Source organism: Methylobacterium sp. J-077 (genome assembly GCF_022829365.1).
GTDB lineage: Bacteria > Pseudomonadota > Alphaproteobacteria > Rhizobiales > Beijerinckiaceae > Methylobacterium.
Window position 1 is genome coordinate 18,154 of sequence record NZ_JAKSYJ010000211.1, and the last position, 14,153, is coordinate 32,306.

The 14,153-nt window shown below is 71.1% G+C and carries 10 protein-coding genes, 1 tRNA gene and 2 pseudogenes; 11 read left to right on the plus strand and 2 right to left on the minus strand.

From position 1 onward, the window contains the following. Positions 1-93 precede the first annotated feature (93 nt). Positions 94-3,030, plus strand: coding sequence for a bifunctional [glutamine synthetase] adenylyltransferase/[glutamine synthetase]-adenylyl-L-tyrosine phosphorylase (locus MKL11_RS25465; RefSeq protein ID WP_243948373.1), 2,937 nt, complete (start codon positions 94-96; stop codon positions 3,028-3,030). Positions 3,031-3,193: 163 nt separating this feature from the next. Next, positions 3,194-4,078, plus strand: a complete 885-nt coding sequence (locus MKL11_RS25470) for a 3'(2'),5'-bisphosphate nucleotidase CysQ (RefSeq protein WP_243948374.1) — start codon at positions 3,194-3,196, stop codon at positions 4,076-4,078. Here the strand turns inward: MKL11_RS25470 and MKL11_RS25475 are convergent. Continuing rightward, complete coding sequence (locus tag MKL11_RS25475) at positions 4,059-4,508, minus strand: YHS domain-containing (seleno)protein (protein ID WP_243948375.1); 450 nt, start codon at positions 4,506-4,508, stop codon at positions 4,059-4,061. The two genes, MKL11_RS25470 and MKL11_RS25475, sit on opposite strands and share 20 nt — an antisense overlap. A gap of 673 nt (positions 4,509-5,181) precedes the next feature. Here MKL11_RS25475 and MKL11_RS25480 point away from each other — a divergent pair. The 8 genes and pseudogenes from MKL11_RS25480 to MKL11_RS25515 form a co-directional block, all read left to right on the plus strand. Further along, positions 5,182-5,802 (plus strand): DUF1134 domain-containing protein, encoded by a 621-nt coding sequence (locus MKL11_RS25480; RefSeq protein ID WP_243948377.1) that lies wholly within the window; start codon positions 5,182-5,184, stop codon positions 5,800-5,802. Positions 5,803-5,911: 109 nt separating this feature from the next. Next, the gene (locus tag MKL11_RS25485) at positions 5,912-6,601 is read left to right on the plus strand and encodes a hypothetical protein (protein WP_243948380.1); all 690 of its coding nucleotides are present in this window, start codon (positions 5,912-5,914) and stop codon (positions 6,599-6,601) included. Between the two features lie 127 nt (positions 6,602-6,728). After that, positions 6,729-7,031, plus strand: coding sequence for a 3',5'-cyclic-nucleotide phosphodiesterase (locus tag MKL11_RS25490; protein ID WP_243948388.1), 303 nt, complete (start codon positions 6,729-6,731; stop codon positions 7,029-7,031). Between the two features lie 115 nt (positions 7,032-7,146). Then, positions 7,147-7,494 (plus strand): hypothetical protein, encoded by a 348-nt coding sequence (locus tag MKL11_RS25495; protein WP_243948382.1) that lies wholly within the window; start codon positions 7,147-7,149, stop codon positions 7,492-7,494. A 133-nt stretch (positions 7,495-7,627) separates the two neighbouring features. Next, positions 7,628-8,896, plus strand: a complete 1,269-nt coding sequence (lysA, locus tag MKL11_RS25500; protein WP_243948384.1) for a diaminopimelate decarboxylase — start codon at positions 7,628-7,630, stop codon at positions 8,894-8,896. A gap of 11 nt (positions 8,897-8,907) precedes the next feature. Then, a complete protein-coding gene (locus MKL11_RS25505) occupies positions 8,908-9,738 on the plus strand; it encodes a glycosyltransferase family 2 protein (protein ID WP_243948390.1) in 831 nt (276 codons plus the stop codon). Positions 9,739-9,750: 12 nt separating this feature from the next. Further along, positions 9,751-9,842: transfer RNA gene (locus MKL11_RS25510), tRNA-Ser, on the plus strand. Between the two features lie 407 nt (positions 9,843-10,249). After that, positions 10,250-10,544, plus strand: a pseudogene (locus tag MKL11_RS25515) (IS3 family transposase); the annotation flags it as partial. Positions 10,545-11,332: 788 nt separating this feature from the next. On the opposite strand, the pseudogene MKL11_RS25520 reads toward MKL11_RS25515, so the two are convergent. Then, positions 11,333-13,003, minus strand: a pseudogene (locus MKL11_RS25520) (hemagglutinin repeat-containing protein); the annotation flags it as partial. Between the two features lie 75 nt (positions 13,004-13,078). On the opposite strand from MKL11_RS25520, the gene MKL11_RS25525 reads away from it, so the two are divergent. After that, a protein-coding gene (locus tag MKL11_RS25525) for an IS630 family transposase (protein ID WP_243948386.1) occupies positions 13,079-14,136 on the plus strand; the annotation gives its coding sequence in 2 pieces (ribosomal slippage) (positions 13,079-13,571 and positions 13,571-14,136; 1,059 coding nt in all). Positions 14,137-14,153: the final 17 nt, after the last annotated feature.

Below are 14,153 nucleotides of genomic sequence, written 5' to 3' on the forward strand. Positions count from 1 at the left end.
CGCGAGCCGCCCCGGCGCCGACGCGATCGGGGTCGGCGCGAGCCAGGAGGAATCGGCGTGCCACGCGAGACCGCCAGCCGAACCGGGGCTTCCATGTCGCCTGAACCCACCCTGCTGGCGCGCCTGCGCCCCGGCCTGCACCTCGCCGACCCGGAGACCGCGCGCGCGCGCCTCGCCGAGATCGAGCCGGCCTTCCCGGGGGGCTTCCTCACCCCGGCCTGCCGCGCCCTGCTGCTCGGGCTGGCCGACCATTCGCCGTTCCTCTGGCAGGCTGTCACCCGGTCGCCGGAGCGCCTCGTCGCCCTGATGGGGCAGCCGCCCGAGGCCGCGAGCCGCGCGATCATCGCCCGACAGCGCGCCGTCGGCGGCGCCTGCGGCGACAATCCCGACCTGGCGGAAGTCGCCCGCCGGCTTCGCCGGAACCGCGAAGAGCATGCCCTGCTGGCGGCGCTCGCCGATCTCGGCGGCTGCTGGGATCTCGACGCGGTCGTCCGGGCCCTGTCCGATTTCGCCGACGCGTCGGTGAGCGCGGCCACCGACGCGCTGCTCCGGCAGGGGATGGCGGCCGGCCGGTTCCGCCCGCAGGACCCGGAGGCGCCCCAGGCCGGCTCCGGGCTCGTGATTCTGGCGCTCGGCAAGCATGGCGGCACCGAGCTGAACTATTCGAGCGACATCGACCTGGTCGTCTTCTACGACGCCGAGCTGGCCGCAGCGGCCACCGGCGGGGACCCCAAGGCGTTCTTCGTCAAGCTCGCGCAGGGCCTGGTGAAGCTCCTGTCCGAGCGTACCCCGGACGGCTACGTCCACCGGATCGACTACCGGCTGCGGCCGGACCCAGGCTCCACCGCGGTGGCGCTCTCCACCGGCTTCGCCTTCGACTACTACCAGACGCTGGGCCAGAACTGGGAGCGCGCTGCCTTCATCAAGGCCCGGCCGATCGCCGGCGACCTCCCGGCCGGCGAAGCGTTCCTGGCCGATCTCGCGCCGTTCATCTGGCGCCGACACTTCGACTTCGCCGCCATCGCCGAGATCCACGCCATGAAGCGCCAGATCCACCTGGTCCGCGGGCACGACACGATCACGGTGGCCGGCCACGACATCAAGATCGGCCGCGGCGGCATCCGGGAGATCGAGTTCTTCGTCCAGACCCAGCAGCTCGTGTTCGGCGGCCGCAAGCCCGCCCTGCGGGGGCGCCGGACCGTCGAGATGCTCGGGCGCCTCGTCGAGGAGGGCTGGATCGACGCGCAAGCCCGCGACGAGCTCACGGAGGCCTACGGGTTCCTGCGCACCCTCGAGCACCGGATCCAGATGATCCGCGACGAGCAGACCCAGCGCCTGCCCACCGGCGACGCGGCGCTCGACGCCCTGGCGCGCTTCGCGGGGTTCGCCACCCGGGCGGATTTCGAGGCGGCGCTGCTCCACCAGGCCGGCCGGGTCCAGGCCCATTACGCCCTGCTGTTCGAGGCGCGGCCGGGGGACGGCGCACCGGAGGACGCCCTCGTCTTCGGCGAGAGCGAACCCGCCCCCTCAACCCTGGAGACGCTGTCGGCGTTCGGGTTCCGCGATTCCCGGCTGGCCTGGGAGATTGTGCAAGGCTGGCATGTCGGCCGCCGTCCGGCGCTCCAGGCGGGCCGGCCGCGGGAGATCCTGGCCGAGCTTCTTCCGAGCCTGCTGCGGGCGCTCGGCGGCACCAACGATCCGGACGCGGCGCTCCTCACCCTCGACCGGGCCTTCGCCCGGATGCCCGCGGTGGCGGAGCTGCTCGCCATCCTGCGCTCGCACGCGCGCTTGCGCCTCCTGTTCGCCGACATCCTGGGGACCTCGCCCCATCTCGCCGACACGGTCAGCCTTAGCCCCCACGTCCTCGACACCGTGCTCGACCCGGATTTCGTGGCGCCGGTGCCGGCCCCCGAGCAGGTGCTGGAACAATACCGAGCGCTGGTCGGGCAGCCGGCGAGCCACGAGGAGTTTTGGGACCGGTGCCGGGACGCCACGCGCCAGATGGCCTTCGTCACCGGGGCGCGGCTCCTGTCCGGCCTGATCGCGCCGCGCCAGGCCGGGGAGGCCTATTCGGCCATCGCCGAGGCGACGGTCGCGCTGAACCTCGAAGCGGAGGAGCGGCGCTTCGCCCGGGACCACGGCGTCGTGCCCAAGGGGCGGTGCTGCGTCCTGGCGCTCGGCCGGCTCGGATCCCGGCAGCTCAGCGCCGTCTCCGACCTCGACCTGGTGTTCCTGTACGATTTCGATCCGGAGAACCGGATGAGCGACGGCCCGCGCCCGCTCGACGCGGTCGTGGCCTATAACCGTCTGGCGCAGCGCCTCTACGCGGCGCTCACCACCGCGACGCGGCGCGGCCGGCTCTACGCGGTCGACCTGCGCCTGCGGCCCTACGGCAGCCACAGCCCGCCCGCCGTGCAGTTCAACGGCTTCGTCACGTATCAGAGCGAGGCGGCCGAGCCCTGGGAGCACATGGCCCTGACCCGAGCCCGGGTGGTGGCGGGCGATCCCGAACTCGGGGCGGCAATCATGGCGGTGATCGCCGAGACGATCGCGCAGCCGCGCGATCCAGCCCAGGTCTGCGCCGCGGCCGGGGACATGCGCAGGTTCGTCGCGGACGCGCGCGGTCATGTCGGGCCTTACGACTTGAAGCTCGCCCCCGGCGGGCTGTTCGACCTCGATTTCCTGGCCCAGTCCATCGTGCTGAGCCACCCCCAAGCCTGGCACGACGGCATCGACCTCTCCGGCGAGGCGGTCCTGCGCCGGGCCGGCGCGCACGGCCTGCTGGACACCGCCATGGCCGAACCCCTCGCCGAGACCTACAGCTTCCTCGACGCGGTCTACCAGTGGCAGCGGCTGGTCACGACCGATCCAGGCGCCGTCCCATCGGACAGCGCCGCCCGGCAAATCGCCAAGGCCGTGGGTCTGCCCGATGCCCGCAGCCTCGCGGCCGAGCTGCATCGCCACCGGCGCCGGACCTGCGCCCTGCTGGCGCGGATCAAGCGGACGGTGGTCGGGGCGCAGCGTCCCTAGCGGGTGTTCCGCCATGCCGGGATTGCTCGGCATCAGGTGCATCGGAACTCGTTCTCTCGGGCGGTCTTCCCACGGTCAAGACCACGCAACGGAACCGTTTCCCGGTCGAAACCGTCGACAATCTCAACCCGCTCGGGCATTCAGGCGGGTACGGGAGGCAACAATGATCGGCGCGGCGATGTTTTCGGGGCCTGAGCGCGAGCGGATTGCCGCGGCGCTCGCCGAGATCGCCTGCGCCGCCGGTGAGGTGCTGCGGCGCTATCATCGCGGACCCTGCCCGCACGCCCTGAAGCCGGACGGCTCGCCGTCGAGCGACGCCGATGTCGAGGCCGAGGCCCTGATCGTCGCCGCCCTCGCCGACCGCTTTCCCGGGATCGCGATCATCGCCGAGGAAAGCGCGCAAGCCGACGACCTCGCGGCGCGGCCGGCCCAAAGCTTCTTCCTGGTCGATCCCCTAGACGGCACTCGCGACTTCCTGGCCGGGACGCCAGACTATTCGGTCAACATCGCCCTGGTGGCGGGCGAGCGGCCGGTGGCCGCCGCCCTCGTCGCCCCCGGCCTTGGCCGGGTCTGGTGGGCGGGGCAGGCCAGCGTCGAGGCCCCGGTGATCGAGGGGCGCCCGGGCGCGGGCCGGCCGGTGCGGACCCGTCCGGCGCCGCGCAGCGGCCTCGTGGCCCTGGGGAGCCGGCGCCACGGCGATTCCGAGACCGCCACTTGCCTCTCCGCCCTACCCGTGTCGGAGACCCGCCAATCCGGATCCGCGCTCAAGTTCGGGCTGATCGCCGCCGGCGAGGCGGATGTCTACATCCGCTGTGGCCCGACCATGGAATGGGACACGGCCGCCGGCGACCACATCCTGACGGCGGCCGGCGGCTGCGTGGTGGTCCCGGGCGGCGGTCCTATCCTGTACGGACGCTACCGGTCGGGCTACCGCAACGGGCCGTTCGCGGCCCTGGGCGATCCGGACCTGACCGCCGGCCTCGCCCTCCCCGCCCCCGGTGGAAAAAGCCGGGCACCGGAGAAGCCGCTCACCGCGGCGCATCCCTGATCGGCATGTCCAGCTGGCCCTGCAGGCCGGGCCAGGCGGCTTCCGCCTGGCGGACAAGGTCGGGCTCGGCCAGGAACCGGGCGCGCCGCTCCGGGTCCCGGAACAGGTACACGCGCTCGCCGATCACCGCGAAGACCAGGGGATCGGCATCGACCAGGCGCCCGTCGAGGATCCCGGCGGCGTCGAAGCCGCCGAGCCGCGGGGCGTAGACCTCCGGATTGTCGCGGAAGGCGGCCCGGTCGGCGCCGCTGGCGAAGCGCCAGACCTTACCGCCCCAGGACAGCTCGAACCGCGCAGCGCCGGCCAGCGGCCCGTCCTTCAGGAAGTAGCTGACCGGGTCGAAGCCCTCGAGGGCTAGCAACTCGATCGCCGCCGCTGCCGGCTCGGCCACCGCCGGCACGCCGGCCGTGATCAGGAGTGCGGCGAGCAACAGAGCGTTCGCGGTTCCCGATCGCGTCGCGATCGGGCGCACGCATAGGCTCTTGATGCGACCGGCGCATTTGAGAAGATCAGTTGCCCCCGGTGCGGGGTTTAGCTGATCGACCCGTTGGGCCTCTGATCCTCCTCGGCCCGACCGGACGCCCGGTCCGACGATGACACGCGCCCTCCCTGCCCCCTCTGCGGGGGAGGGTGGCCCCTGCGTCAGCAGGGGTCGGGAGAGGGGCAGCGCGACGTCGGCGGATGTGTCGCCCGGCGCAGCCTCTCCGGAAGCGGCGCTCCCCTCTCCCGACCCGCTTCGCGGGCCACCCTCTCCCGCAGAGGGGGGAGGGAGAGCTGCGTGTGTCCGGCTGCCGCCCGCGTTCGGAAACGATAGTGGAACAGCGCACGGTAAGGGCGCGCGATCCGGCGCGCGCATCGAGCCCGGAGCGGGGGCGGCGTCAGGGCGCGTTAACCACATCTTGCGGTTTTCCTCAGAAGCTGGTCCGACGGAGCGGTCCGCGCCGTCCCAGATCGCGGGATGATCCTGGTCGCGGCGGCCGAGACCGGCCCGTGGGCGTGGCGGCAAGGATCCACCGCGGAACCGTTAGAGCATCGTCCCGAAAGGTGGCCACCGGCTTTCGGAAAAAGGGCGATGTGGAGTCGAACCGGGCGAGGAGGCAACGATGACGGCACGAGACGAGCGCGGCACCCATCGCCGCCACCTGCTCCGGGCGGGCCTCGGCCTGGCGCTGGGCACGCCGCTGGCGGGTCTCGCCGGGATCGGCGCGGCGCTCGCCCGCGGCGAGGACCAGGACACGCCCGAGACCTTCCGCCCCGGCGAGATCGTCGAATCGGGCCATCGCTTCTTCGGCTCGGTCTCCCGCGGCCTCGCGCTCACCGTCGAGGAGGCGGGGCGGCGCTGGGGCGAGCCGAACGGCTACATTCTCGGTCAGGAGGGCGGAGGCGCGGTGGTGGCCGGCGTCCGCTACGGCGAGGGCACGCTCTACACCCGCAATGCCGGTCAGAAGCACGTCTACTGGCAGGGCCCGTCCGTGGGCTTCGACGTCGGCGGCGACGGGGCGCGCACCATGATGCTGGTCTACAACCTGCCGAACGTGCGCGACCTGTTCCGGCGCTTCGGCGGCGTCGACGGGTCGGCCTATCTGGTCGGCGGCTTCGGCATGACCGCTGTGGTGAACGACCGCATCATCGTGGTGCCGATCCGCAGCGGCGTCGGCGCCCGGCTGGGGATCAATGTCGGCTATCTCAAGTTCACCCGGGAGGCGACCTGGAACCCGTTCTGATTGACGAGCGGAGCTTGATTTCGCCCCGGCGACCGACCTGGGTTAGACTGAGACCGGGCCGGGTCTTCCGGCCGCATGCGCGGGCTGCTCCCTCGTGATCGAAACCGTGATGATCTTCGCGCTGGGTTTTCTGGCGGCGAGCCTGTGCGGCCTGCTGCTGCTCCCGGCGCTCAATGCGCGCGCGGCGCGCCTGGCGCGACGACGCGCCGAGGCAAGGCTGCCGCTGTCGCCGGCCGAGATCGCCGCGGAGCGGGATTTTCTGCGCGCGCAATTCGCCGTGCAGCAGCGGCGCCTGGAGCGCCGGGTCGAGACCGTGCAGGCCAAGCGTCACGAAGACCTCGCGGCGATCGGCGCCGGTGCGATGCGGGCGGCCGCCCTCGCCCGGGACGTGGCCGCCCGGGACGCCGAGATCGCGCAGGCGCAGGCCAAGTCACGGGAACTCGAGACCGAACTGGCCAGCGCCCGCGAGGACGGCACCGCGAGCTTCGCCACCCTGCGCGCCCTCGAAGAGGCGCATGCGGACCTGCTCGACAGTCTCCTGGCGGTTCGGCAGGGCCGAGGGGCCGATCAGCCGCAGGGTGAAGATCAGGCTGCCCTGGCAGCCGAGCGCGACGCATTGCGCGCCAGCCTGAAGGTGGCCGAGGAGGCCCTGGCCCAGAATCTGGCGGATCGCCAGGGCGGCACCGAGGCGGAATACGCCGATCTACGCCGGCGGATCACCGAGGTCGCCGATGCCCTGACCGGTCAGGACCGGATGCCCAGGGCCGCGTTCCCGGCCCCGCAGCCCGAGCGCGTCTGACCGGGCCGCGCGGGCCGATCGCCGCCGAGAAACGTTCGCGAGTTGCCTTGTTTCGACCATGCAAAGGCATCATCGCAACCCGGATTGATCCCGACATTCCTGACTCCGAGAGATGGTACGTATCCCCATGCGCCTGAAGCCAATCCTTCTCGCCGTCGCGGCGGCCGTCACCCTGACGCTGCCGGCCGCGGCGCAGCAGTCCAAGCGCGGCAACGAGACCCTGAAGAAATACTGCACCGGCGATTATCTGACCTATTGCGGCAACTTGGCCCCCGACGATCCGGCCACCGACGCCTGCTTCCAGAAGAACTGGAAGAAGCTCAGCGAGAATTGCCGCCGGGCGATCGACGCCTACGAGGCCCAGCAGCAACAGGACGCCCCCGCCAAGGGCAAGCAGGGCGCGCAGGGCACCAAGGACCAACGCGGCTGAGCAGAGCCGGGCCGCGTGTAGCGGCGGCGCGCTCGCGCCGACGCCCGGCAACGGCTAAGGTAGCGCTCCCGCCGGCCCTCGAGCGCCGGCGCCGAGCCTGTCGGACCCGCGCGCGATGTTGTCGTCTCCCGCCCTGAAGCTCCTCGCCGTGTCCGGCCTCGTCGCCCTCGCGGTCTGCGCCTGCGGACGACGAGGCTCCCTCGAGCCGCCGCAGACCGCGGCCCCCGCCCCGGCCGCGCAGGCGGGATCCGACACGGCCAACGGCCGGCGGACCCTGCCGGTTTCGGTCGGCCTCGGCGGCGGCACGGAAGAGCCGACGGCCGAGGGGGTGCGGGCCGGGGACGAGCTCTCCGTCGCGGCGGTTCCGCCGGGCGGCACCGGGGCGCCGATCGAGACCAGCCGTGGCGCGAAGCGCGGCTATCGGATCCCCAAGGAGCCTTTCATTCTCGATCCGCTGCTGTAGACGGCTTCTGCCGGAGCCCTGCTCCGCGCCTGCGCCGTGTCCGCCCGCGTCGCTGGGCGCTCCGCCGACAGGCGGCCGGGATGTTTCACGGGAAACACCTCGCGCTCCGGCATGCAGGAGAGATACGGCCGAGATGCACCATTTCCACTATCGCGACGGTCGCCTGCAGGCCGAGGACGTCGACCTGACGGGCCTCGCCGCGGAAGTCGGCACGCCGTTCTACTGCTACAGCACCGCCACCCTGGAGCGGCATTACCGCGTGTTCGCCGAGGCCTTCGCGGGTGACGACGCGCTGGTCTGCTTCGCCATGAAGGCGAACTCGAATCAGGCCGTGCTGCGGACCCTCGCGGCCCAGGGCGCCGGCATGGACATCGTTTCGGGGGGCGAGCTGCACCGGGCGCTGGCGGCCGGGGTCGATCCGGCCAAGATCGTGTTCTCCGGGGTCGGCAAGACCCGGGACGAGATGGTGGCCGCGCTCCAGGCCGGCATTTTCTGCTTCAACGTCGAGAGCGAGCCGGAACTGGCCCAGCTCTCCGAGACGGCGGTCGCCCTCGGCCTGAAGGCCCCCATCTCGGTGCGGGTCAACCCGGACGTGGATGCCGGCACCCACGCCAAGATCTCCACCGGCAAGTACGAGAACAAGTTCGGCATCCCGATCACCCGGGCGCCCGCGGTCTACGCCACCGCCGCGACCCTGCCGGGGATCGCGGTCCACGGCGTCGACATGCATATCGGCAGCCAGATCACCGACCTGGCGCCCTTCGCCAGCGCGGCGAAGCTGCTCGCCGACCTCGCCCGGCAGCTCCTGGCGGCCGGCCATCCCCTGCGCCACATCGATTTCGGCGGCGGCCTCGGCATCCCGTACCGCGACGACAACGCCCCGCCGCCCGACCCCGCCGCCCTAGCCGCGACCCTGCGGCCGCATTTCGCGCCGCTCGGCCTGCACCCGGTCTTCGAGATCGGCCGGATGATTTCCGGCAATGCCGGGATCCTGGTGACCCGGGTGCTGTACGTGAAGCATTCCGAGGGGCGCACCTTCGTGATCGTCGATGCGGCGATGAACGACCTGATCCGCCCGACCCTGTACGAGGCCTATCACGGCCTGCGCCCGGTCGCCGAGCCGGAGCCGGACACGCCCCGCATCACCGCCGACGTGGTCGGCCCGGTCTGCGAGACCGGCGACTACCTCGCCCTCAACCGCGAGATGCCCGCGGTGAAGGCCGGCGACCTGATCGCCGTGATGAGCGCGGGCGCCTACGGGGCGGTCCAGGCCGGCACCTACAACACTCGCGCCCTCGTGCCCGAGGTGCTGGTGCGCGGCGACCGCGCGGCCGTGGTGCGCCCGAGGGTGCGCGTCGAGGAACTCGTCGCCCTCGACCGGGTGCCGGACTGGCTGGCGTGACCGAAACGCCGATGGGCTTCGGGGCGACCGATCCGGCGCCGCTGCCGCTGTCGATCTTCATCATCGCCCGCAACGAGGCGGACCGGATCGGCGCGACGATCCGGGCGGTGCGCGACCTGACTGACGACCTCGTGGTGGTCGATTCGGGCTCCACGGACGGCACCCAGGCGCTGGCGGCTTCGCTCGGCGCCCGGGTGATCCACAATCCCTGGCCGGGCTACGGCCCGCAGAAGCGTTTTTCCGAGGAGCAGTGCCGGCATGTCTGGCTCCTGAACCTCGACGCCGACGAAGTCGTCCCCGCCGATCTCGCCGCCGAGATCCGAACCCTGTTCGCCGCCGGCGAGCCGCGCCGCCCAGCCTGGCGGATCGGCATCGCCGAGGTCTTCCCCGGCGAGGGCCGCCCCCAGCCCTGGGCCTATCGGCTCACGCCGGTGCGGCTCTACCGCAAGGACCGGGGGCGCTATGCCCCCTCCCCGGTCCACGATCGCGTCGCCCTGGAGCCCGGGGTGAAGCCCGGCCGCCTCCGGGGGGTGATCCACCATTTCTCGGTGCGCTCGTTGGGCGACCAACTGGATAAGCTCAACCGCTACTCGGACCAGCAGGCCGACGACCTCGAAGCCCGGGGCGTGGTGATTCCGACTTGGCGGGTGTTCGTCGAGCTGCCGGGCAATTTCCTCAAGGCCTATCTCGGCCGGCGCCACGTCCTGCGCGGAACCTACGGCTTCCTGACGGCCATGAACTACGCCATGTCGCGGCATCTGCGCATCGCCAAGCACTACGAACGCCGCCGCCGCGCACCGACCGGCCTGGATCGGGTTGACCCGCCCGATCCGACCTTCTAGAGCCAGAGCGCCGGAGACGTGGCCGAGCGGCTGAAGGCACTCGTTTGCTAAATGAGCATACCCCGAAAGGGGTATCGAGGGTTCGAATCCCTCCGTCTCCGCCAGCATCATACGACACTTTCTAAGTCGTTGCGAGTGCTCGCCTTTCGGAAACACTAAATTAAGATTTGCCCCCGATTTGTCCCCGCAGATCGGTGCGGTATCCGTCTATCGAAGGAATGTCGGCCTCGCGCGGCCGAACGCCCCGGCACAACCGATTCGCTCAAGATGAAGAAGCCATCGTTCCTTCAACTCGGCGTGCGCCGGGCGTTCGGAAGGAACCGTGTGGTGCAAATGGCAGCGCCAACGACCTGGGCCGTCGTACCGCGGAACAGGTGTGGCCATCGACGACGGACCTCGAGATTGATTCTCCTCTGCCTCACGGACACCTCTGATACGCTCCTTGCGGGCGGGGAGGTGTTTGATGGCCAAGACGAGACGCGCGTTCACGCCGGCATTCAAACGCTAGGCGGTGGCCCTGCTGAAAGGCAGCGGCGGGGCGCATATGCAGATCGCGGCCGAACTCGAGATCCAACCCTCGATGCTGCGGCGGTGGCGCTCGGCACTGACGCGAGGCTCCCTACCACCGCGGACAGCCGGGTCACCGGGAACTGCACCTGAGAGCCCGGTAGCTTCCCCCTCCGACCAAGCCGCCGAGATCGCCTGTCTGCGGCGTGAGTTCAACCGGACGCGCATGGAGCGCGACGTCCTGAAAAAGCGATCGGCCTCTTCGCGGAGACGCCCAAGTGACGTTCGCCTTCATCGAGTAGCATGCGAGCACCTGGCCGGTGCGTCTCAGCTCGCCTTTGGCCACTAGCGCGTTAACCAACGCGTTGACGGCGCCCTTCAGCGTCTGGCCTGTCAGATCGAGCTTGCCGGCCACGTCCATGACTGTTGCCTGCACCCGGGCGGGCAGATTTGTGAACCCGTCACGCGCCGCCTTCCCAAGCTGGTCCAGCCCCTGGCGGGTGCCGGCGAACCCGCTGCCGATCTTCTTGAGCGACGAGCTCGATCCGTAGTACTCGACCCCCGCCTTCCGGTCCCGGGTGATCACCTCCGCCTGCTTCGGATCGCGGTTGATCGCGGCCAGGTCCTGGCTCTGGTGGGACGGGTCGCGCACCGTGATCGTGCCCGCCCCGATCGTGCCGCGGCTCAGCCCCTGCTTGTCGTGCGAGGCGAACGAGCCGGACACCGTGCCGCCGACCGGCTTTCCGTCCGGGCCGGTCGCCGGCGTGCTGCCGTCCGGATTGCGGCTGCCGCTCACCCCGACCGTCGCCTGGAACGACCGGCCCCGGTCGTGATTGTGCACGTCGGTGACCGTGAGCGAGCCGGTGTCGAGGCTGAGGTTGCCCGTGCCGGAATCGAGCACCGCCCCGTGGATCCAGGTGTGGCCGTCCACCGTCACGCTCAGCCGGTCCCCGGCCACGATCCCGGTCTGCTCGCCGACCCAGGCCCGGTCCGACGAGCCACGGCCCTGTCCCACCGAGAGCGAGCCCGAACTCGGGCCGGAGATGCCCAGAGTGGCGCTGCCGCCCAGGCTCGACGACCGGCTCCGGCCCTGGCTGGTGTCCTGGCGCGAAGCGACCGTGAGGTCGCGCCCGACCTTCAGATCGATCTCCGGCGCGCTCAGGCGCGCGCCCGCGATCGTGGTGTCCCGGCCCGAGCTGATGCTGATCCCCTTGCCGGCGTTCAGGTGCGCGTTGGTGTTGGTCTCGCCCTGCTCCTGCGAGCGCGACTGTGACGCCGAACCTTCCACCTTGGGCCCGACGCTCGGCCCCGAGAGCCCGACATTCGCCCCGATCCCGACCCCGGCCTGCCACTAGGACGAGGATTGCGACGCGGCCGAGCGCGAGCGCGCGCTCTCGATCAGCACGTCGCGCTTGGCGTCCAGGGCGAGCCAGCCGCCGGCATCGACCTGGGTGCCCTGCAGGTGCAGGTCGCGCCCGGCGCCGAGGCTGACATCCCCCCCCGCCCGGATCGTGGTCGGCCGCGCCGTCTCCTCATAACGCTCGCTCCGGCTGCGCGAGCTGGACGCGCCCGCGGTCAGGCTGGCCGAGACCGAGGGATGGGTCAGCTCGTAGACGGCGTCCACGGTCTTCAGCGCCCCGGAGATCGCCCCGATCGCCCGGTAGGTGTCACCGCCATACCCTGAGTTGAACGTGTGCCCGGCGCTCTTCAGGGTGTCGATCGCGCCGGTGACGTTCTGGCTGACTTCCAGCTTGAGCCCGGCGAAGCTCTGCCTGCGGGCCGTCAGCGTGTGCTCGACCTGGGCCTGCGACAGCAGGGACAGGTCGCGCCCGGCCTTGATCGACAGGTTGCCGCCGGAGACGAGGTCGGCCGCCGTGATCGTCACGTCGCGGTCGGCACGTAGCGCGACCCCGGTCCCGCCCGCCACCAGGGAGGCCACGGGCGTGGTCGTGTCCTGGGCCGTGAACGTGCCCTTGCTGTGGGCGCCGGCCGAGATCGAGGCCGAGCCGTTCGAGGCCTGAGCGCCGATGCCGACGCCGGACACGGTGCGAGAATAGCCCGCCGATGTCCGATCCTGACCGGGTTCGATGATCAGATCGCGTCCGGCCACGAGCGTCGCCTGCTTGCCGGCCATGACGGCCGAGCCGACGAGTTTGACGTCCTGCCCCGCGACGACGCTGGCGTTGCCGCCGGCGACCAGGGTCGAGGGGGCATTGTCGACGCTGGTCGTGGCCGCAGTGGTGCGCTTCGAATGATAGATGTCGAGATTGCCGTCGCCGCCGAACAGGCCGAAGCCCGAACTCCGCTTCGAGAACATGCTCCGGTGCACGTCCTCGCCAGCGAGGATCGAGACCGAGCCGGCGGCGCGCAGGCCGAGGTCGCCCCCGGCCACGAGGTGGCTCGCCTTGACGGCGAGGTCGCTGCCCGAGACCACCGTCAGGTCGCCGCCGGCCGCGACCACGGAGGCGACGTTGGTCTGGCTGGACTGGTTGGTGAAGGTGCGCGAGCTGGAGAACAGCCCGTCCTTGCGCGAGAAGGTCGTGGTCGAGACGGTGTCGAGCACCGAGGCGATGGTGATCGGCCCGCGCGCGGCGAGCAGCGCGTCGCCGCCGGCCGTGACGGTCGAGCCCAGGACCGAGAGCGAGCCGCCCGCGACCATGGTGAGGTCGCCGCCGGCCGCGACCAGCGCCGCGTGGTTGACCGTGCTGTCGGTGGCGATCCAGTGGTTCCTGGAGCCCGTGAGGCTGTTATTGGTCACCGCCTGGGCGGTGATCAGGATGTTGCCGCCGGCGACCAGGCTCAGGTCCTCGTGGTGGAGCCCGAGGAGGATGTCATGGCTGCTCCGGTACCGCTGCGGTCAGACTTTGACGCTGACGGTCTGCGCACCTTGGCCAGGTGCGCGCGTGATCCCGCCCAAACACGGCGCCTTCTGGCTTTGTCGGCGATCTATGCGGGCGGCTCGCGCTCGACCGCTGCCGCTCTCGGCGGGGTCGGGCTTCAGACGGTGCGGGACTGGGTCGTGGCGTTCAACGCGCACGGTCCGGACGGGCTGATCGGCGGCAAGGCGCCTGGGGCCCGCCCGCGCTTGAACGTCGAGCAGCGGGAGGCGCTGCGCGCGTTGATCGAGCAGGGGCCGATGCCGGCCGCCCACGGGGTGGTGCGCTGGCGGCTGGTCGATCTCGCCCAGATCCTGTTCGAGGATCACGGCGTGTCGGTGTCCGAGCAGACGCTGAGCCGGGTCCTGCGAGCCATGGGCTACGCCAAGCTCTCCGCCCGCCCGCGCCACCACGCCCAGGATCCGGACGCCATCCCCGCTTTTAAAAAAGCTTCCCCGCCCGCATGGCGGAGATCGCGCAGGCCGTCGGCGGCAAGCCGATAGAGATCTGGTTCGCCGACGAGGCTCGGGTCGGCCAGAAGAACACGATCCCCCGCCGCTGGGCCAAGCGCGGCAGGCGACCTGCGGCGCCGAAGCACCAGCGCACCGCCTCCGCCTACATCTTCGGTGCGATCTGCCCCGTCCTTGGCAAAGGGGCCGGCCTCGTCAGGCCCCGCTGCACCACCGAGGCGATGGCCTTGCATCTCGAAGAGATCGCCCAGGTCGTCGCCCCCGGTGCGCACGCCGTCCTGCTGCTCGATCAGGCGGGCTGGCACACAACCAAGAAACTCGTCGTGCCCGCCAACATCACCCTATTGCCCCTGCCGGCTCGCTCCCCCGAACTCAACCCCGTGGAGAACCTCTGGCAGTTCATGCGCGACAACTGGCTCGGCAACCGCGTCTTCAAATCCTACGCCGACATCCTCGACCACTGCTGCCACGCCTGGAACACCCTCATCGACCAACCCTGGCGCATCATCTCCATCGGACTGCGCGCCTGGGCTCATGGGTTCTGATCAATGAGGATCGGTAT

What these genes read in the sequence shown, in the direction of transcription:
- MKL11_RS25465 (WP_243948373.1), top strand. Translation starts at nt 94, where the DNA reads ATGTCGCCTGAACCCACCCTGCTGGCGCGCCTGCGCCCCGGCCTGCAC.
- MKL11_RS25470 (WP_243948374.1), top strand. Translation starts at nt 3,194, where the DNA reads ATGATCGGCGCGGCGATGTTTTCGGGGCCTGAGCGCGAGCGGATTGCC.
- MKL11_RS25480 (WP_243948377.1), top strand. Translation starts at nt 5,182, where the DNA reads ATGACGGCACGAGACGAGCGCGGCACCCATCGCCGCCACCTGCTCCGG.
- MKL11_RS25485 (WP_243948380.1), top strand. Translation starts at nt 5,912, where the DNA reads ATGATCTTCGCGCTGGGTTTTCTGGCGGCGAGCCTGTGCGGCCTGCTG.
- MKL11_RS25490 (WP_243948388.1), top strand. Translation starts at nt 6,729, where the DNA reads ATGCGCCTGAAGCCAATCCTTCTCGCCGTCGCGGCGGCCGTCACCCTG.
- MKL11_RS25495 (WP_243948382.1), top strand. Translation starts at nt 7,147, where the DNA reads ATGTTGTCGTCTCCCGCCCTGAAGCTCCTCGCCGTGTCCGGCCTCGTC.
- lysA (WP_243948384.1), top strand. Translation starts at nt 7,628, where the DNA reads ATGCACCATTTCCACTATCGCGACGGTCGCCTGCAGGCCGAGGACGTC.
- MKL11_RS25505 (WP_243948390.1), top strand. Translation starts at nt 8,908, where the DNA reads ATGGGCTTCGGGGCGACCGATCCGGCGCCGCTGCCGCTGTCGATCTTC.